The 20,327-nt window shown below is 35.3% G+C and carries 17 protein-coding genes; 8 read left to right on the top strand and 9 right to left on the bottom strand.

Going from position 1 to position 20,327, the window contains the following annotated elements:
* Positions 1-28: 28 nt before the first annotated feature.
* The 4 genes from ACHRWY_RS02130 to ACHRWY_RS02115 all read left to right on the top strand — a co-directional run bounded on the left by ACHRWY_RS02130 (position 29) and on the right by ACHRWY_RS02115 (position 6,386).
* On the top strand, positions 29-3,124 hold the full coding sequence (locus ACHRWY_RS02130) for an efflux RND transporter permease subunit (protein WP_395352061.1): 3,096 nt from the start codon (positions 29-31) through the stop codon (positions 3,122-3,124).
* Between the two features lie 64 nt (positions 3,125-3,188).
* Positions 3,189-4,499: a TolC family protein gene (locus tag ACHRWY_RS02125; RefSeq protein WP_395352059.1), complete on the top strand. Its 1,311-nt coding sequence runs from the start codon at positions 3,189-3,191 to the stop codon at positions 4,497-4,499.
* Between the two features lie 27 nt (positions 4,500-4,526).
* Positions 4,527-5,390, top strand: coding sequence for a bestrophin family protein (locus ACHRWY_RS02120; protein ID WP_395352057.1), 864 nt, complete (start codon positions 4,527-4,529; stop codon positions 5,388-5,390).
* A 72-nt stretch (positions 5,391-5,462) separates the two neighbouring features.
* A complete protein-coding gene (locus ACHRWY_RS02115; protein WP_395352055.1) occupies positions 5,463-6,386 on the top strand; it encodes an AraC family transcriptional regulator N-terminal domain-containing protein in 924 nt (307 codons plus the stop codon).
* A gap of 118 nt (positions 6,387-6,504) precedes the next feature.
* Here the strand turns inward: ACHRWY_RS02115 and ACHRWY_RS02110 are convergent, their stop codons facing one another.
* Together ACHRWY_RS02110 and ACHRWY_RS02105 are read right to left on the bottom strand one after the other, a co-directional pair.
* Complete coding sequence (locus tag ACHRWY_RS02110) at positions 6,505-6,879, bottom strand: DUF779 domain-containing protein (RefSeq protein ID WP_395352053.1); 375 nt, start codon at positions 6,877-6,879, stop codon at positions 6,505-6,507.
* Positions 6,880-7,114: 235 nt separating this feature from the next.
* Positions 7,115-8,620, bottom strand: a complete 1,506-nt coding sequence (locus tag ACHRWY_RS02105; RefSeq protein ID WP_395352051.1) for an aldehyde dehydrogenase family protein — start codon at positions 8,618-8,620, stop codon at positions 7,115-7,117.
* Positions 8,621-8,894: 274 nt separating this feature from the next.
* Between ACHRWY_RS02105 and pheT the strand changes: the two genes are divergently transcribed.
* Positions 8,895-11,315, top strand: a complete 2,421-nt coding sequence (gene pheT, locus ACHRWY_RS02100) for a phenylalanine--tRNA ligase subunit beta (protein WP_395352048.1) — start codon at positions 8,895-8,897, stop codon at positions 11,313-11,315.
* A 54-nt stretch (positions 11,316-11,369) separates the two neighbouring features.
* Here pheT and ACHRWY_RS02095 read toward each other — a convergent pair whose 3' ends face one another.
* The 7 genes from ACHRWY_RS02095 to ACHRWY_RS02065 form a co-directional block, all read right to left on the bottom strand.
* A complete protein-coding gene (locus ACHRWY_RS02095) occupies positions 11,370-12,611 on the bottom strand; it encodes a peptidoglycan-binding domain-containing protein (protein ID WP_395352046.1) in 1,242 nt (413 codons plus the stop codon).
* A 12-nt stretch (positions 12,612-12,623) separates the two neighbouring features.
* A complete protein-coding gene (locus ACHRWY_RS02090) occupies positions 12,624-14,297 on the bottom strand; it encodes a S8 family serine peptidase (RefSeq protein WP_395352044.1) in 1,674 nt (557 codons plus the stop codon).
* Positions 14,298-14,308: 11 nt separating this feature from the next.
* The gene (locus ACHRWY_RS02085) at positions 14,309-14,773 is read right to left on the bottom strand and encodes a hypothetical protein (protein WP_395352042.1); all 465 of its coding nucleotides are present in this window, start codon (positions 14,771-14,773) and stop codon (positions 14,309-14,311) included.
* The gene (locus tag ACHRWY_RS02080; RefSeq protein ID WP_395352041.1) at positions 14,770-15,381 is read right to left on the bottom strand and encodes a hypothetical protein; all 612 of its coding nucleotides are present in this window, start codon (positions 15,379-15,381) and stop codon (positions 14,770-14,772) included. The genes ACHRWY_RS02085 and ACHRWY_RS02080 overlap by 4 nt, the downstream gene beginning before the upstream one ends.
* A 66-nt stretch (positions 15,382-15,447) precedes the next feature.
* Positions 15,448-16,170 carry a hypothetical protein gene (locus tag ACHRWY_RS02075; protein ID WP_395352039.1) on the bottom strand — a complete coding sequence of 241 codons (723 nt, stop codon included), beginning with the start codon at positions 16,168-16,170 and terminating at the stop codon, positions 15,448-15,450.
* Between the two features lie 18 nt (positions 16,171-16,188).
* Positions 16,189-16,593 carry a hypothetical protein gene (locus ACHRWY_RS02070; RefSeq protein ID WP_395352037.1) on the bottom strand — a complete coding sequence of 135 codons (405 nt, stop codon included), beginning with the start codon at positions 16,591-16,593 and terminating at the stop codon, positions 16,189-16,191.
* Positions 16,594-16,611: 18 nt separating this feature from the next.
* Positions 16,612-17,478, bottom strand: coding sequence for a hypothetical protein (locus ACHRWY_RS02065; RefSeq protein ID WP_395352035.1), 867 nt, complete (start codon positions 17,476-17,478; stop codon positions 16,612-16,614).
* 284 nt (positions 17,479-17,762) lie between these two features.
* Between ACHRWY_RS02065 and ACHRWY_RS02060 the strand changes: the two genes are divergently transcribed.
* The 3 genes from ACHRWY_RS02060 to ACHRWY_RS02050 all read left to right on the top strand — a co-directional run bounded on the left by ACHRWY_RS02060 (position 17,763) and on the right by ACHRWY_RS02050 (position 20,285).
* Positions 17,763-18,233, top strand: coding sequence for a hypothetical protein (locus tag ACHRWY_RS02060; RefSeq protein WP_395352033.1), 471 nt, complete (start codon positions 17,763-17,765; stop codon positions 18,231-18,233).
* 626 nt (positions 18,234-18,859) lie between these two features.
* On the top strand, positions 18,860-19,645 hold the full coding sequence (locus ACHRWY_RS02055) for a sensor histidine kinase (RefSeq protein ID WP_395352031.1): 786 nt from the start codon (positions 18,860-18,862) through the stop codon (positions 19,643-19,645).
* On the top strand, positions 19,635-20,285 hold the full coding sequence (locus ACHRWY_RS02050; protein WP_395352029.1) for a response regulator: 651 nt from the start codon (positions 19,635-19,637) through the stop codon (positions 20,283-20,285). Before ACHRWY_RS02055 ends, ACHRWY_RS02050 begins: the two co-directional genes overlap by 11 nt.
* Positions 20,286-20,327 lie beyond the last annotated feature (42 nt).

Genomic DNA, 20,327 nt, shown 5'->3' with positions numbered 1-20,327 from the left:
CTCTAAAATCTAAAAATATTACCTCATTATGAGTTTATCTACTACAAGTATCAAAAGACCTGTTTTAACCATTGTACTGAATCTTTTGATTATTTTATTCGGTTTCATTGGTTATACCTTTTTGGGTGTTCGGGAATTCCCTTCGATTGACCCGGCGCAGGTTTCTATCAGAACCAATTATACCGGAGCCAATTCTGACATTATAGAATCACAAATTACAGAACCACTTGAAAAAGCGGTAAATGCAATTGACGGAATCCGAAATATTACTTCCTCAAGCAATCAGGGAAGCAGCAACATTACTATCGAATTTAACTTAGACAAGAATCTTGAAGAAGCGGCGAATGATGTTCGTGATAAAGTTTCGCAGGCAGTTCGAAGTTTACCACAGGATATTGATGCACCACCGGTAGTTTCTAAAGCAGATGCAGATAGTGAATCTATTATTTCGATGACTGTTCAGAGTGACAGCAGAAGCTCTTTAGAATTAAGTGATTATGCCGAAAATGTAATTTCACAGCGTCTGGAAACAATTCCGGGAGTGAGTGGCGTTCAAATTTGGGGACAAAAACGTTACGCCATGCGTTTATGGATTGATCCTGTAAAATTAACAGCGTACGGCTGTACCGTAGCCGAAGTTCGTGACGCTTTAAACGCACAAAATGTCGAACTGCCTTCTGGAAAACTAACCGGAAACAACACCGAATTAACGGTAAAAACAATCGGAAATTTATCTAAACCGGAAGAATTCAATAATATTATTATTCGTACGGATGGTGATAAAATTGTTCGTTTAAGTGATGTTGGAGGTGCTGAATTAGGTCCTGAAAACATCGAAACTTCCCTGACATCTTCAGGACTTCCAATGATTGGACTGGCAATTGTACCAATGCCCGGTGCCAATTACCTGGATATTTCAAAAGAATTTTATAAAAAATATGATGCTTTAAAGAAGGATCTTCCAAAGGATATCAAACTGAATATTGCACTTGACAATACGCTGTTCGTAAAAAAATCAGTACTTGAAGTTGCCGAAACTTTAGGGATTTCGATCATTCTCGTAATCATTATTATCTATTTATTTTTTAGAGACTGGGCAATTGCATTCCGGCCTTTAATTGATATTCCCGTATCGTTAATCGCTACATTTTTTGTTATGTGGCTTTTTGGGTTCTCGATCAACGTACTGACTTTATTGGCAATTGTTCTGGCAACCGGTCTGGTTGTAGATGACGGAATTGTTGTTACCGAGAATATATTCAAAAAAGTCGAAGAAGGCATGTCCCCAATTGAAGCGGCAATAAAAGGCTCGAATGAGATTTTTTATGCCGTAATTTCGATTTCGGTAACACTGGCGGCTGTATTTTTGCCCGTAATTTTCTTAGAAGGTTTCGTAGGCCGACTCTTTCGGGAATTTGGAGTTGTAATTGGTGCCGCAGTATTAATTTCTGCTTTTGTCTCCCTGACCTTAACCCCTATGCTGAATGCTTATTTGATGAAAGGCGGAGAACAGAAAAAATCGAAATTCTACGTTAAAACAGAACCCTTTTTTGAAAAATTAAACAGCGGTTACGCAGATGCCCTGCAACGTTTTATCGCTAAAAAATGGTTAAGTTTCCCTATTCTGATTGTTTGTTTTGGATTGATCTACTTATTTTTTACCATCCTTCCAAAAGAAACCGCTCCTTATGATGACCGCAGTTCCGTAACGATGCGTATGACAACTCCCGAAGGTTCTTCTTATGAATATACCAACCGTTTTATGCAGGAAATGTCAAAATTGGTTGATGATTCTATCCCGGAGAAAAAAGTAAGTTTAGTAATTACTGCAGGAGGTTCCGGAGGTTCTGCGACAAATTCCGGTTTCATCAGGCTTTCACTGAAAGAACCAGATGAAAGAGCAAAGTCTCAAAAAGATATTGCTGATAAATTAACCAAATGGACTAAAAAATATCCAGATGCTAAAACATCTGTAATTCAGCAGCCTACAATTGCTGTAAACCGACGCGGGGGTTTGCCTATTCAATATATTATTCAGGCCCCTACTTTTGAAAAACTAAGAGAAAAAATCCCTGTTTTTATGGATGAAGTTGGGAAAAGTGATGTGTTCTCTACAACCGATGTGAATCTGAAATTTAATAAACCCGAAATCAATGTAAGTATTGACCGTGCAAAAGCAGAAAGTTTAGGGATTTCGATTATGGATATTGCACAAACGTTGCAACTTTCCTTAAGCGGACAGCGTTTTGGATACTTTATTAAAAATGGAAAACAGTATCAGGTTATTGGCCAGTTTGATCAAAAGGACCGTTCAAAACCTTTAGATTTGACTTCTATATTTGTAAAAAGCAAAACCGGCCAGCTTATCCAGATGGATAATGTTGTGAAAGTCGAGGAACAAAGTAATCCACCTCAATTGTACCATAATAACCGATATATGTCAGCAACGGTTTCTGCAGGTTTGGCACCGGGAAAAAGTATCAGCGATGGTATTGAAGAAATGAACAGAATCAAAACAAAAGTTCTGGATCAAAGTTTTACTACTGATTTAAGTGGAGAATCACGCGACTTTGTCGAAAGTAGTTCGAACACTTCTTTTGCCTTTGGATTGGCTTTATTATTAATCTTTTTGATTTTAGCAGCTCAGTTTGAAAGTTTTATAGATCCGTTAATTATCATTTTAACGGTACCAATGGCGGTTGCAGGAGCTTTATTCTCGTTGTGGTTATTCAATCAAACGTGGAATATCTTTAGCCAGATTGGAACAGTAATGCTTATTGGATTAGTAACTAAAAATGGTATTTTGATCGTAGAATTTGCAAATCAGTTACGGGAGCAGGGAAAACCAAAATTAGAAGCTATCCTGGAAGCTTCAGAAGCCCGTTTACGTCCTATTTTAATGACCAGTTTAGCGATTGCTTTAGGGGCTTTGCCTATTGCAATGTCTCTTGGAGCAGCTTCAACCAGTAGAATCGGAATGGGAGTGGTTATCGTTGGAGGAACGATTTTCTCTTTGGCACTGACTCTTTTTGTTATTCCTGCTATTTATTTGATGTGGTCTAAAGCAAGAAAACATTATCCGGAATTCGATCATATTGACGAATACGAAAGAGAAAGTAAGTAATTCATTTATTAACCCTGAATTCACCAATTTAAGAATTGTCAATTCGGGGTAAAAGCAAACCAATATGAACATTAAAATTTTATTTAGCAGTTTACTAATCTTCTTTTTATGCCTTACGAAAGGTACTGCACAGGAAGTCTTAACCATTGAAGATGCTATGAAAATAGCACTGGAAAATAATTTTGAAATTAAAATTGCAAAGAATAATTCAAAAATAAGCGAAACCAATGTAACGGTTGGAAACGCCGGCATGCTGCCCGTTGCGACAGCTTCTATCACAGATAACAACAATGTTACCAATTCCTCCCAAACCAGACAGGATGGAACATCAACATCATTAAATAATGCTAAAAACAATAGTTTAAATTATGGTGTAAGCTTAGGATGGACCGTTTTTGACGGTATGAGAATGTTTGCCAGATTAGATCAGCTGAAGGAGTTGCAAAAATTGGGAGATTCTGAGTTAAAAAGAATTGTTCTGACTAAAATCGGTCAGGTAAATTCAGCGTATTACGATCTGGTTCAGCAACAGCAGCAATTAGCTGCTTTAGACACCACAATCGTCATTTCTAAACAACGCCTAACGTTGGCTCAAAATCGTTTCAGCATTGGAAAAGCTTCCAAATTAGAGGTTTTAAACGCACAAGTTGATTTAAATTCAGATCAGGTTGCTTTATTGAGACAAAAAGAATCTTATGCCAATGCTAAAATTTTACTGAATCAATATTTAGCGCGTGATCCAAAAATAAATTTCACGGTAACCAATACCGTTTCGGTAGATAACAAATTGGTGTTAATTGATTTAATGGACCTGGCACAAAAACAAAATCCGGCTCTGGAATCTCAAATAATCAATAAACGTATTGCCGAATTACAGCTTAAACAAGTTAAAGCCAATCGCTATCCCGTTGTAAATTTAACTTCCGGATATAATTTTTCAGAAAGCCAGTCAAGTTTAGGCTTTACCAGTTCGGCTTCCTCAAAAGGTTTTAATTATGGTTTTAATGCTTCACTTAATATTTTTGACGGCCTTAACCAGCATCGAAATGAAAAAGTAGCAAAACTGGAAATTGAAAATTCTCAAATCGCAATTGAGCAGCAAAATATGATTTTGAATACGCAGTTAAGCACTGCCTTTCAAACCTATCTCACTAACTTAGAATTGATTGGTTTAGAAGAAGATAACGTAACTATTGCAAAGCAAAATTTAGACATTACATTAGATAAATTCAGAATAGGGACTATTACCACTCTTGATTTCAGAACAGCACAATTGAATTATGTGAACGCAAAAGTACGATACAGTAATGCTCAGTATGAAGCTAAATTATCTGAAATTGCTTTGAAAGAATTAGCCGGAAATATTAATTTTTAAAGTAAATTTGTTTCAAAACAAGCCTAAATGATCTCATACAATACTAAAGACTGGTTTACTTTTATTTTTCATTTTCATAAATCAGACACGGTTAGAAAATTGTTTCCAATCATGATTGCCATCGGAATTTACTCTGCAACAATTGGTTATCTTGAAGTAGAATATTTTAAAATTGGAAAAAATGACTATATCCACAATATTCCGATAATGCACGGAATGTTAGGTTTTGTAATTTCATTATTACTTGTTTTTAGGACCAATACCGCATACGATCGCTGGTGGGAAGGAAGGAAATTATGGGGAGGCCTTGTCAATAATAGCCGTAATCTGGCTATTAAACTTTCTGCCATGCTTAAAGATGAAAATGACCGAAAGTTCTTTAGAAAATTCATTCCCACTTATGCCTCAATTTTACACAAACACCTGCATGATACTGAAACCAGTAAGCAACTTTTTGACGATGTAGATCTCGAAATTGATCATCACAAACACAAACCCAATCAGGTAAAGAGAATGATGTTTCATAAAATAAATGATCTTTATGATGCCAAAAAAATTACCGGCGAACAACTCATTATTTTAAATGATGAATTACAGGCTTTTACGGATATTTGCGGAGCGTGTGAAAGAATCAAAAATACGCCTATTCCCTACTCTTACAGTGCTTTTATCAAAAAATTTATTTTCTTTTATACCATGACACTGCCTTTTGGATATTCTGTAAGTTTAGGATATCTTGTCGCACCTGTAGTCGTTTTTATTTTTTACGTCCTGGCGAGTTTAGAACTTATTGCCGAGGAAATTGAAGATCCGTTTGGTGATGATGAAAATGATCTGCCAACCAAAAAAATAGCCGAAAACATTAAAAAACATATAGAAGAGCTGATTTAATAAAACGTTAAATATGAGGTTTCTAAACTTATTTTTATTAAATTTAAACTTTACACTTTAAATTTAATCACAATGCATAATCAACGTGTTTTAATTCATCCGCCTCTTTTATCAAATGAAAAATCTTTAAAGACACTTGTTGAAAACAGAAGCGTTTATACACTAGATCATTGCGAATTAAATATTTTTGAAACCTACGAATCTTCTAAGTTAGTTCCGCTAAAATTCAACGATTTTGTGGTAACAAGTATGTTACGGGGAAAAAAGGTCATGCATCTTTTTGATGAACCCGGATTTGACTACTTGCCCGGAGAAACTGTTGTAATCCCGTCCAATATCGAAATGAAAATTGATTTTCCGGAAGCTTCGAGAGAAAACCCGACGCAATGCCTTGCTTTAGCGATCGACAAAGCTAAAATAACAGATACCTTAAATTTTCTTAATGAACGTTATCCTAAAGAAGGAAATGAGGCGTATTGGCAATTAAACTATCAAAATTATTTCTTTTACAATAATGTTGATCTTGCCGCCACAATCAATAAACTGATCAAAGAATGCATGAGTACTTCGATTACCAAAGATGCTCTTGCCGACCTGACTTTACAGGAATTGTTAATCAGAATTATTCAAACACAAACTATCAAATCTATTGATGAGGGAATTAGCATTCAGGCCAATAACCCCATTTTTGAAGTGACTGAATTTATCAAACTTAATTTAAAGGAAAATATAAACCTTAAAAGCCTAAGCGAAAAAGCCTGTATGAGTACGGCTTCTTTCTATCGTTTCTTTAAAAGAGAATTAGGCATGAGTCCGATTGAGTATGTTTTAAACGAAAAAATAAAACACGCCAAGAAACTTCTAAGAAATCCAGGCATTCAGATTAATGAAGTTTGTTATTTATCCGGTTTTGAAGATGCTAATTATTTTATTCGCCTGTTTAAAAAACACGAAGGAATTACGCCAAAGCAATATCAGTTGTTGCATATTAATTGAGGGGCAGAGTGGCAAAGGTTTTTATAATCTTTGTGTTTAATTTTAAATCAAAGACATAACACTATGCACCTATACGAGAAACCTTTGAACCTTGGCCACTCTGAACCTTTGAACCTTTTCAGTCTATAAAACGAACAGGTTCCAAATCCTTCTCTTCTTCTTGCGTAAAAATTCGATATTCGATCTGAAAAGTTTTCTTAAGTGGTGTTTCTAAGGAGAAACCTCCCACTCCAAACGCATCAATTACATTTAGGGTAAAATGAGCATGTTTCCAGTATTCGAACAGATCTTTATCGACCCAAAACTCAGTATCTTCGATAGTTCCAATGCAAACATCACCCATTCTTTGATAATACCCGCCTTTTTCAAAACATTGTGGCTGTGTTCCTTCACAACATCCTCCGGCCTGATAAAACATTAAATTCCCATGTTTTTCCTTTAGGACTTTAATTAATTCAATCGCTTTTTCTGTGGCATCAATTCTTTTAATCATGACTTTTATTAATTTAAAAAAGCAGTAAACCTACTTTATAAATTTACTGCTTTTTTTGATTGTTATTACGAATTTGCAATGTCAAGAACGACCCGTCCTTCAATTTGCCCTTTCCTCATTCTGTCAAAGACTTCATTTACATCTTCTAAGTAACATTATAAAGATTGATTAGTGAGCATAACAGTCCGTGGTGTTTATTGCGCTCTGGTTTATATTAAAAGGGGAATTATTATTTTTAGAAGAAACCTAATTTCTTTTTATCATAAGAAATCAGCATGTTTTTGGTCTGACGGTATTGTCCCAGCATCATTTTGTGGTTTTCACGACCAATTCCGGATTGTTTATAACCTCCAAATGGTGCTCCGGCAGGATAAGAATGGTATTGATTAATCCAGACACGACCGGACTGAATAGCTCTTGGAACCTGATAGATCTCGTGTGCATCACGTGTCCAGACTCCTGCACCTAAACCGTACATGGTATCATTAGCAATTTCAATAGCTTCTTCAGTAGTTTTAAAAGTGGTAACAGCTAAAACGGGCCCAAAAATTTCTTCCTGAAAAATTCTCATTTTATTGTGCCCTTTAAACAAAGTGGGTTTAATATAGTAACCGCCTTCAAGATCGCCTCCTAAATGGTTTTCATCGCCTCCGGTCAGCAATTCTGCTCCTTCTTCTTTTCCTAATTTGATATAAGACATGATTTTTTCCTTCTGAACTAAGGATGTCTGTGCACCAATCATCGTTGATTTATCCAGCGGATTACCGGCAATAATGGCTTCGGTTCTTTCGATTACTTTAGCAATGAACTTGTCGTAGATATCTTCGTGAATCAATAATCTCGACGGACAGGTACAGATTTCACCCTGGTTTAAGGCAAATAAAACCGCGCCTTCAATTGCTTTATCAAAAAAGTCATCGTCGTGATCTGCTACAGACGGGAAGAAAATATTAGGAGACTTCCCTCCCAGTTCAAGCGTTACCGGAATAATATTTTCGGTTGCATACTGCATTACCAAACGTCCTGTCGTTGTAGAACCTGTAAAAGCAGCTTTCGAAACTTTTTTATTGGTTACCAACGGACGTCCTAATTCTGCACCAAATCCGTTTACAATATTTAAAACTCCGGCAGGGAGAATATCACCTATTAATTCCATTAAAACCAATATAGAAATTGGAGTACTTTCGGCCGGTTTTAAAACAATTGTATTTCCTGCTGCCAATGCGGGAGCAATTTTCCAAACAGCCATTAAAATGGGGAAATTCCACGGAATAATTTGAGCAACCACTCCTAAAGGTTCGCTTAAAGCAATCGAAACCGTTTGAGAATCCAGCTCTGCAATCGAACTTTCTTCGGCACGAATAACTCCTGCAAAATATCTAAAGTGGTCGATAGCAAGCGGAATATCGGCAGCAAGGGTTTCACGAATTGGTTTTCCGTTGTCGATAGTTTCTACAGTTGCAATATATTCGAGGTTGTCTTCTATTTTCTGTGCAATTTTATTCAATAGAATGCTTCGCTCCGTAACCGATGTTTTCCCCCACGTTTTAAATGCCTCATAAGCTGCATCAACAGCAAGTTCTAAATCTTCTTTCCCGGAATGTGCCGCCTTTGTAAATACCTTTCCGTCAATAGGCGAAAGAACATCAAAATATTCGCCTTTTACAGGTGCCGTAAATTTTCCATTTATATAATTATCATATTTTGCCTTAAATTCAGGTCTTTGTGCGGTTGTGCTCATAATACTGTTTTTTTGATTCATTTCAAATTTAGCTTCATAATTTGAATCAGAATAGCACTTTTCATTCATCTAATAGCACAAAAATTACACATTCATTTTTATAACGAACTTTTAATATTTATTTATTAAAAAATTGGCACTAAAAATATAAAATACTCATTTTCAATAGTTTTTATCTAAATAAAAAACAGTCGCAAAAAACCAAATAAATTGTTTCTTACTACAATACGCAATCCTTATATTTGTATCCTCATACTAGAATAAAAAAGTTAACATGAAAATATCTTACAACTGGTTAAAACAATTTATTAAAACGGACTGGACATCTGAGCAAACGTCAGAATTACTAACAGATTTGGGTCTTGAAGTAGAAGTTGTCGAAAAATACCAGTCTATAAAAGGTGGTCTTGAAGGAGTTGTTGTAGGGCACGTGCTTACTTGCGAAAAACATCCTGATGCAGACAGATTAAAAGTGACAACAGTAAATATTGGTTTAGAAGCCCCTATACAAATTGTTTGTGGTGCTGCGAATGTTGCTGCGGGACAAAAAGTACCTGTAGCGACAATAGGAACTGTTTTATATGATAATGAAGGTGTCGAATTTACGATTAAAAAAGGAAAGATACGCGGACAGGAAAGCCATGGAATGATTTGTGCCGAAGATGAATTAGGTTTAGGTACAAGCCACGACGGAATTATGGTTCTGGACGAAAAATTAATACCGGGAACAAAAGCATCAGAAGTATTTCAGATTGTTAATGATGAAGTATTCGAAATTGGATTAACACCAAATCGTGCTGATGCCATGAGCCATTTGGGAACTGCCCGTGATTTAAGAGCAGGAATGTTACAACGCGGTGTAAATATTGAATTAATCACTCCGTCTGTGAGTAATTTCAGAGTAGACATGCGTACTTTAAAAATTGATGTGAATATTGAAGAGCCTCTTTTGGCCCCAAGATATTGCGGGGTAACAATTTCAGGGATTTCTGTTCAGGAATCTCCGGCATGGTTACAACATCGTTTAAAAGCCATTGGATTAACACCTAAAAATAATATTGTTGACGTTACTAATTATGTTTTACACGAATTAGGACAACCGCTTCATGCATTTGATGCGGCAAAAATCAACGGAAAGATAATTGTAAAAACACTTCCGGAAGGAACCAAGTTTGTCACTTTAGACGATGTTGAAAGAACATTACACAAAGAAGACTTAATGATTTGCGACGAGAAAGGTCCGCTTTGTATTGCAGGAGTTTTTGGAGGAAAAAAATCAGGTGTTACTGAAGGTACTACTACTATATTCCTTGAAAGTGCTTATTTTGATGCGGTAAGTGTTCGTAAAACAGCTAAAAGACATCAATTGAATACAGATGCTTCTTTTAGATTTGAAAGGGGGATTGACCCAACAATCACAGAATATGCTTTAAAACGTGCTGCCCTTTTAATTCAGGAAGTAGCAGGTGGAAAAATAACATCTGATGTTGTAGAAGTATATCCTAAAAAAGTAGAAGATTTTTCTGTTTTACTGAATTTCAGCCATGTTTCGAAAATTATCGGACAGGAGATCCCAAAAGACACCATCAAAAAAATCCTGGTTTCTTTAGACATAAAAGTAAACAGTGTTTCTGATTCCGGTCTGGGCTTAACAATTCCGGCTTATCGTGTAGATGTACAACGCGAAATTGATGTTATTGAAGAGATTTTGAGAGTTTACGGATACAATAACATTAACTTCTCTAAAAAGTTTAATGCAACCGTTTCTAACTCACCAAGAACCGAAGATTATAAAGTTCAGAATGTTATCGCATCGCAATTGAATTCACAAGGTTTTCATGAAATGATGGCAAATTCTTTGACGACAGCTGCTTATGCAAAATTATCAACTGTTTTAAAAGAAGAACATAATGTTACCATGCTAAATCCGTTAAGCGGTGATTTGGCTACGATGCGTCAGTCTTTATTATTCTCCGGTTTAGAAGCGATTTCGTATAACATCAACAGAAAAAATTCAGATTTAAAATTATTCGAATTCGGAAAATCATATCATAAATATCTTAACGGATACGAAGAGCACAAACATTTAACGTTGTTGATTTCAGGAAACAGAAATAAAGAAAGCTGGACAAACCCGCAAAAAACAACCGATTTCTTTTTGTTGAAAGGATACGTGAAAGGTATTTTAGCCCGCTTAGGAATTGACAAAATTTCGAATGCTCCCGTTCAGTCTGATATTTTCTCAGAAGGAACAGCAATTTGCTACAACAATGATACTTTAGTAGAGACAGGAGTAATAAAGAAATCGATCCTGAAACATTTCGGAATCAAACAAGATGTCTATTTTGCTGATTTTAACTGGGATCTGATTTTAAGAATCATTACCGGAAAAATTAAGTATAGTGAAATTCCTAAATATCCTGAAGTTCGTAGGGATTTAGCTTTATTAATTGATAAAAACACAACTTACGAAAGCATTTATAACCTTGCCAAACAAACAGAAAAATCGCTTTTGAAAGATGTTAATTTATTTGATGTTTATGAAGGGGAAAAACTTCCGGAAGGCAAAAAATCGTATGCTTTGAGTTTTACGATTCAGGACAATACAAAAACGCTTACAGATGCTCAGATTGATAAAATCATGTCGAAACTGCAACAAACTTTCGAAACTGAACTTGGCGCAAGCTTAAGATAAAAATTATTGCTTTTACCTGTAAAACCCGACCCTGTAAAGTCGGGTTTTTCTGTTTTAAAAATTAACCCGGGTCGATAATCTTCTTGCACCAACCGAATTGGGATGAATCTCATCGCGCCAATAATCAGATGAATTCAAAAGTCCGCGGTAATCTATTATCCTGCTTTGAAAACGGTATCCGGAGTAACTGAAATGATTTTTAATCTGCCACAAAAGCGCATAAAACCGGTCTAACAAGCGAATAATGATAAAACATCTCAGGATTTCATCAGCAATGCCCAATTGGTCGAAAACAGGTTTGATCCACGGACCTAAAGGTAAATTAATACCTGCTATTGAAGGTCTTGTACCAAGTTTGAACAAAGGATAATCGTAAGTATGCATGTAAAAGATCGTATTTGGCGTAGAATGAGCATTTATAATGCTTCCAAAACCAAGATAATTGCGCATAATAGTATTGAAAATCGCATTTAGATTTACCGAATTAAAAAGAGCCCGATCAAAGGTGTTTGTATTTAAATATCTTTTGTACTGAATGCATTTTTGATACAAAGCATCGCCTGATGAAATTCCTTTTAATTCATTCAACCTGGCAGCATCTGTAAAAAAAGAAGCATCAAATACTGTTACTCCTGAATTTAATATTCTGCCCAACTGAGGAAAAACATCATTTCCTCCTCCGCTAAAATAGATACGGTCAATACGATAACCACTGATGTACTGCACAAAATTTGCTTTATCAGCATACATTTGCGAGGTTGTTTCTCCAAATTTAGCCAAATGCAAACAATTCAAATTTAGCCTTTGGTTGCGGTCTGTAATGGTATCATATAAATCTAAAACTCTTGGTACGGGATAATCTAACCAGGAATCACCTTCGAAAATAACATTTAGTGTATTCGCGTTTCCTGCATTTCGTCTAAAAATAAATGAATTGGTGAGAAAGGGCTGATGAATCGATTCATCTTCTCCTTCCGTCAAAGTGACATTGATACTATTTAATTGTTTTAAAGCATTATAAGTCTGATCATTTGGATTGATCATTCCGGTGACCAGAATTCTGTTGTTTGACTGGAAATTTAAAATAGAAATAACAGTAGGGTCCGTTTGACTGTTTGCCAGAGCACCATTCGTTTGTACGGGATAGCCTAAGGCTTTTAGTTCATTTTGAATTTGCAATACATCTGAAGGCTTATTGACTGCATTTAAGCCCACACTATCCTGTAATATTCCTGAGGTATTCTGACGAAGAGTATTTTGATTTATGACCGGGGTATTTGAAACTAGATTTTCCATTGTATTCCTGATTTATGTTATTTTATTAGGATTGACGTAACCGTGTCCCGCTCTGAAAACTTCAAAATTGTTGTCTTTAAAAAAAGCAGTATCACAGGCTTTAAAGAGTTTTTTTCTAAGGGCTATAATATCCAGTTCAGGTTCTTTTTCGAGAATTTTCATAACCAGAGACGCTACATAAGGCGCCGCCATACTACTGCCGCTTTTAGACGTTAATTTATTTGAAGCCCTGTTTTCTCTGCTGGATGACGAACAGGATGATTTTATTTTAAAACCAGGTGCGACAAGTTCCGGCTTCATTCGGCCATCAACTGTGGGTCCTGAACTGCTAAAAGATAAAACAGGTTTTGTTTCATCGCTTTGATTATAGGCGCCCACAACAATACTGTATTTTGAATTGCAAATCGAATTGGTAGTGTGTGTCTTATTAGCAATGGCAGGCAAAAAAATAGACTGACCGCCATCGTCACGCTCGATATAACAATGATAACGGCCGTTTTTTACTGTTTTGCCAACCAGTTCAATTGTCCAGAATTTTGAATTTAACTTACCGTTAATCAAAATATTAATTTGGTTTTTACCCGTATTGGGTTCATTACATCTGTGCAGGCAAATCCCTACTTCATCATCATCTTTTGTAATTATTTCGTCTTTGAAAGGGGTTGAAGAAAGTAATCTATTTTGATTATCATCATAGATATTTACACTAAGGATATCGTCGCCATGATACCAGATTTCCATTTCGTTTGGAGTACGGTCATTTTTTTTAAACATCCACGGAATTTTTACTTTCTGGTTCAGCTTAATATCTCCATACGTATGAACATTGGCCTGATGGTAATTTCCTGTGCTCTGTACTATTGCTGTTCCTTTTCTGGAGGTTAAAATATAATCTATCACTTGTTCCAACAAGGTCTGGCCTGTATGGGCATCGCCATGGCCACCGAGACTCATATTGATTACAAGTGGTCGCTGATAAGCCGTAACGGTACAAAAATGAAGCCCTTCACAGGTTTTTACTGAATCTCCCAACGACAAATTTGATCCGTTAATATTGTTTAATCCCAGATCAACTGCGATAATTGGAACATTTGGCGCAAAACTTTTGGCTGCAACAGCGCCGTTTCCGCAGGCAATTCCCAAAACATGGGTTCCATGGGTTCCGTTTCCGAATAAATCTGATTTACCGGGATGATAGCCTAATTTTTTAAACGGAAATTCGTCTAATAACGCTTCATTAATTTGTGCTTTGCTAATGATTCTTCCGTAGCCATATTCATTCCCGTCGTACCGGTCTGACTGTACCCAGATTTTTTCGAAACGTGTTTTACCGTTAACAATAAAATCCGGATGTGTAAAATCGAAGCCAAAATCAATAATACCAAACATTACATCTGAAACCTCTTCGTTCAATATTTCATTTTTTTTATCTAAGATCTTATGATCACAATCTTCGTCTATCGCATGATTGGCAGGGACTACACTGGGCGCTTTGAGGCTTTTTACTTTTTTACTGTTGTAAATAGCCAATAAAAAACGTCTTTTGGTACGTATGCTTACAATTTTTCCAAATTCAGAAATAATTTTGCAATGGTCAGGATAATCCTTTTCTTTTTCTAAACGCATTAAAAGGGATAATTCTTCGTCCGGGTCACCATATAATATAACTTTGAGTCTTGGGTCCATATCTTTGCTTTTTAAGGATTTGAAGGACTTATAGTATCTAATTTATACTGGATGTTTCTTAATTCTGTACTCAGAAAAGTAAAATAAACAGTTTCTCCAACGAAAAAATGAAAAAAACCGTCGTTAACGTTTTTTTCCTTTTGTGCCAAAATATTCATTTCGGCTACATATTGGCTTTTGCTAAATCCTATTTTCTCTAAATCGAGAATAAAATCCAAATCAGCTTTTTCTAATTTTGATAAATTAGCATGTCCTAAAATCGTATTATAATCGTTCTGAATTTTATTAATTCCCAAAACTTTTTCAGGAAATAACTTTTTATAAATATATAATTTCTCCTTTTCGGCTTTTTTCGAAAACTTCAATTCATTTTTCAGGAAAACAGGCCTGATACTGCTTACTATTTCTAATATACGCGCTAGATAATCTTCAATCACAATGGACTTTTGGGCTTCGTGGTTAATAGCAGTTTTCATTTGGATTGTTTTTTAGTTGTTACTTTAGAAACAGGTTCAGGTAAAGCAATCAGACTGTCTTTAGGAGAACGGTTTAAAATGGCAAGTTCTTCCAGTTTTTTATCTAATATTGCAATTGAATTGTTAATTGTAACATTACTTTCCTCTATTTTGCCAATTCTGAAGTTTAAACTTTGTACCACTTCTTTATTAAAAGAGGTTGTAAAATTTTCCAAAGTAGCAGCAATGTCCTTTTCTAAATTATTATTACCTGCTGCTATTAAACCCTGAACAGTTTCTAATGTTACAACATCAGGAAGCTGATTTCCTCCTGTGGGAGTTCCTTTAGCCGGCTCAGGAGTTGTGTTCTTTGGATCGGTTTCTACCGGAAGGTTTTTAACCGTACCGCCACTGGCAGGTAATCGTTCAGGAGTTACTTTTACAGGTTTCTGATTTTCACTTTCGCTTTTGGCTTTGCTATCAATTATAACATAACTCAGTAAAGGATTATCAGAGATCATTCCTGCTAAAAGTGCCGTGCTGTTTAATTCCTGATTTTCGGGAATATTATAATGGGTGGCTCTGCTTTTAGCCATTATAACACTTATTATTAAGTTTATAGGATTCATCTTTTAAAGTTTTAATGTTAATAGAAACAAAGGGCAATTGTCATTTTCAACTGCCCTTTTTTAATATTACTTGTTCATCATCATTACCATGGCGAGTGGCAATATGTTGTTATTGTCTTTATTGTCTTTGTTTTGTTGAGACATAATTAAGACTAATGGCAACATCATATTGTTATCTGATTTTCCGGAACCTGAATCTCCCATAGTGGTCATCATAGGTAATAATAATGACATAGTCTGATCTACATAAATAGCACTCTTATCGGTTTTTTCAACGATCTTTGTAGTCAGTGCTTTTCCTTCCTTATCAAAAGTATCCCCTACAATCTCTAAATTTTCCGGTTTCAATTTTGGCTGATTCAACAGTGATCCCATCATGCTCATCATTTGCATATTCTTTAAAACCTTAGTTTGGTTATCGCCTTTTCTGGCGTCAATTTTTGCAAATTCGGTATGTTTCTGATCTAATGAAACCAAAGCTTTGTTGGTAGCAAGCGAAGTCTTTTTAAGTTCATTTACCTGGTTAGAAATGGCATCCAAAGATTTTTTCAGCTCACTTTTGGTTGCATAATCATTGGCTCTTCCGCTAAGTGCTTTTCCAAAGTTTGATCTTTGTTTTACCGCAGAACTTACATTTGGTCTAATGCCTCTTGTCGATGGTCTTCTGCGTTTAGCCGCTTCATCGTAACTTTCGTCATAGCTTTCTAATAAATCTTCGCCCAGCAAATCTTCATTGTAATAGTCTTCATTTAATAAATCTTCATCTAAATAACTTTCGAAATAATTCATAATTTTTAAATTTAATGGTTAATTTTTGTTGAAATAATGTTTGTTATACTTCTGGATGGCAGGCTGAATATATTTATTGAAAAGGATAAAATCCGGAATGCTGTTGCCTGGTTTTCCGGTTCCGAAACATTCAGGGCACTCACTATCTTCACCAAAACATTCCGTACAGGCCCCAATAGCTTTTGCTAAATCATCATTTTGATTTAATTCAAATTCCAACTGAAATTTTAATCCTTCGATAATCGTAAAAAGCTTCTGATTGACTTTTTTCAGCTTCCTGAATTTTTCTTCAAGTTCCGCATCAATTTTGGGAGCCTCTTTTTCCTCTTCAGGTTCTTTTTTGTCCATCATAGGCTGCATCATCTCAAAATATTTAGCCATTTCAGGATTGTGTTCTTTCAAATATTCTATATAAGCATCCATTGTTATAACTTTTAGGTTTTATAAACTGGCAATAGAATTTTCTAATCTATTGATTCGGTTTGGAGTGTTGGTACCTACAAACTGGCCGTATTGATCGATATAGTAATCTTCGGTCGGAATTAATCCTCCATTGTAATACTCATACAAAATATTCTCTGTTAAGTAATTGACACTTTCGATCAACTCTGCAAATGAGTGGCTCTCTATGGGTGAATTTGGACTTGCCGTACCTAAGCTTTGCTGGGCCTGCCCTGCCTGAAATTGCGGATTGTTAATAACGCCACCTAATTGATTGTACAAGCCCTGCACTCTTCCAATATCCTGTGCCGCCTGAGGACGTAATTGCACCGGATTATCCTGAACATACTGCTGAATTGCCGGAAGCGCTGCCCTTCCCGCATCTGCCAGATATCGGGTCGCGTTGCCCCATGCCTGTCCAACAGCCGAGGGCGCTTGTCTTGGCCTGTTATTGTAATTGTTAGCAGGTCTTCTTTGCTGTTGCGGAGGAGCTTGTCGTCGCTGCGCCTGGCGATTGTTGTCTAATGCAGTGCCTGCAGCCCCGGCCAAATTACTTACTAAGCCCCCAACGGCACCGCCAATTTGAGGAGCTCCAAAATAAGTACCAATAGCTGTTCCTGCAATTGGGGCAACTGCCGATACTCCTCGTAAAACTCCGGATCCGATACTACTGGCTACATTTCCTAAACTCGACCAAAATCCTTCAGCTTCGCTTTCAGACATCTGATCTACTCTTGAGAGCAACACATCCTCTAATTCACTTTCATTTAAATTTGAATATTCGGGACCTAAAACATATCGTACAGCTTCAAAATAATTGTCTTCGCTGAATGATTCTCCTTGAAAAACTTCATGATATAAACTCATAATTTTTAGTATTACAATTAATTCTTACTCTTTTAACAGGCTTTTCAGATTTCGCCTATCCATTTTGTGCACAAAAATGAACGATGTAAAATTGACTTTTTATAATTTACTACAAAACAGCACTTTAACCCTATTTTTTCAATAAATTTACCCTACAAAAAAAAGGGATATTTCCCCTTGTAAGCTTTGTAAGTTTAAAATAATTTTGTCCGTAAGATTTTATTAAAAATCTATTTATCAATCCATTAAACTATTAACCATTAACCAATTTAATTTTTAACATTATGAAAAAAGAACCAGGCAGACCGAATCAGTTGATTACAAAAAAATTCGCTAAAGATTTACATCTTAACTTTATGAAGTACAGAGCCGGCATCATTGCGAAATACATTAAAAAAGAAGATGCCAACGCTGTTTGGTTTTCTGTGGAGGAACTTGAAAACTACATCCATTATATCAAAACCAAAGGCGAAAAAACCGGATACGATGTAAAAGGAATCCGTTTTTACTTTGGCGTATATCCCGATGAAAGAAAATATGCTGAGAAAGCAGGTTTAATGACTCTTTTTTTAACTGCCACGGGTAAAATAAAACCCAAAACCTTAAATACTACCGGTATCCAAACCTTTGCATCAGTCCGTGAAGATGAAAATGCAGATACCTCTGCTTCCCGTGATGATGATAATGCAGATATCTCGACTATTGAACCTATGAACTATGGCAGCATTGGCAGGCCGCCTTCCTTATTATATTAGAAAATTATGTTTGAATTTTTAAGATTTTATATTGTCTATTTAGCACTGTTCTCCGGAATTATAGGATTGATTTCATTGCATAAGCTTCCGGGTAAGAGAGCTAAATTTTTAGTTGTCTTAATCTGGTTCTCTGCTTTAATCGAAGTCGTAGGATATCATTTTACAGAATGGACAGGTGTATTAAATTATTATATTTTCAACTTTTATATGCTCGTTAGTTTTTCTTCCTATATACTTCTTTTAAGGAGTTTGCTAATCAGAATTAAGTATAAAACGATAGGGACACTGTGTTTGGGGATTTTTATAATTTCCTTTCTTTTAAATATTTTATATTACAGAGAAGATGTAAATCATTCGTTTATATATAGCTTTGCTATTGGTGTTCTGACTGTTATGATCTTATCTTGTTTATATTTGATAGAGATTTTCAATTCAGACAAAATTTTGAATTTTAAAAAATCAGTGTTTTTTTGGTACATATTGGGCATCTTAATTTTTCATGTCCCTTTTTTGCCTTTTATGCTTGCTATCAAATGGTTTCTAATTCCGGAGGATGAATCAGTATTTAGTCTCGTGTTGTTTATATTAAATTTTCTAACACACAGTTGTTTTATTATTGGATTTTTATGGAGCGAAAAGAAATACAACTATTAGTCATTTCACTTGGTATCGTATTTTTTACTTTACTGATCATTTTGCTTGTCCTTTTCTTTTATTTTTTAAAGAAGAAAAACACGTATCTGGTCGAAAAGATGGAGTCTGAACTGTATTTTCAATCAGAATTAATCAAAACCAGGATCGAAATTAAAGATCAGACTTTAAGCGAGATTAGTAAAGAACTGCATGATAATATTGGTCAAATCGTATCTGTAGGCATTATGCAGCTCAATATGTACATCAATAGCGGCAAGCCCATTTACAGCAGCGAACTGACAGACCTTAAACAAATACTGGCTAAATCATTAGACGAAATCAGAATCTTATCACGGATTATAAATAAAGACAACTTACTACAAACCAATTTCATAGAAGCTATAAAACAAGATCTGGAACGTATAAAAAAACTTAAAAACATTCAATATAATTATAACTTTACAGGAGAAATACCCAACATTAACGAAGAACATGATTTGTTTATTTATCGTATTTTTCAGGAAGCATTACACAACAGTCTCAAACATTCTCACAGTGATTTATTTGAGGTAAATATTACAACAACAACTACTGTTTTTTATTTAGAAATGAAAGATTTTGGAATTGGTTATGATTCTTTCAAAACCAATTCAGGATTAGGATTAAATAACATGAAATTAAGGGCCAAATTAATTGGCGCATTATTAATTATGAAATCAGATCCATCAGGAACAACTGTAACTTTAGAATATCCCTTAACCCCATACGATGAAACCTAAAGAAAAAAATCGAATTATTATTGTAGATGATCACCAGCTTTTTTCTCAATCATTAGAGCTTCTTATTACCAGTTTTAAAGATTTTGAAGTAATCAGTCATTTTGAAAATGGCAAAGTCTTTATCTCTTATCTGCAGGACAATATTGATATAGATATAGATCTGATTTTATTAGATGTGAATATGCCTGTTTTAGATGGTGTCAGCACCATGAAATGGATTAAAGAAAACCGACCCTCCTTGAAAGTCATCGCATTATCTGTAAATGATGATGAAGAGATTATTATAAAAATGCTGGCAAACGGTGCAAAAGGGTATTTGCTTAAAGATACTTCTCCCGAAATTTTTAAAGAGGCTATTATATCCGTGATCGAAAAAGGTTTTTATTTTACTGAACTGGTTTCAGGAATGCTGGTTAAAAAAGCCAATGATGATTCCAAAAAAATAAGTTTGAAGGAAAAAGAAATCGTTTTTATAAAACATGCCTGTACTGAGAAAACATATAAGGAAATTGCTTCAGAGATGTGTTTAAGCCCTAAAACAATTGATGGATACCGGGAATGTTTGTTTGATAAACTGGAAATAAAAACGCGAATTGGTTTAGTACTATATGCTATTAAAAATAAAATTGTCCTGGTTTAATAACAAGCAGGACAATTTTATTTAATCTCTTCTACTAAAAAA

Origin of the sequence: Flavobacterium sp. FlaQc-48, assembly GCF_044007335.1 — a bacterium.
In the GTDB taxonomy this organism is placed as follows: domain Bacteria; phylum Bacteroidota; class Bacteroidia; order Flavobacteriales; family Flavobacteriaceae; genus Flavobacterium.
The sequence above is the reverse complement of the archived record's forward strand: the minus strand, read 5'-3'. Positions and strand labels throughout refer to the sequence as shown.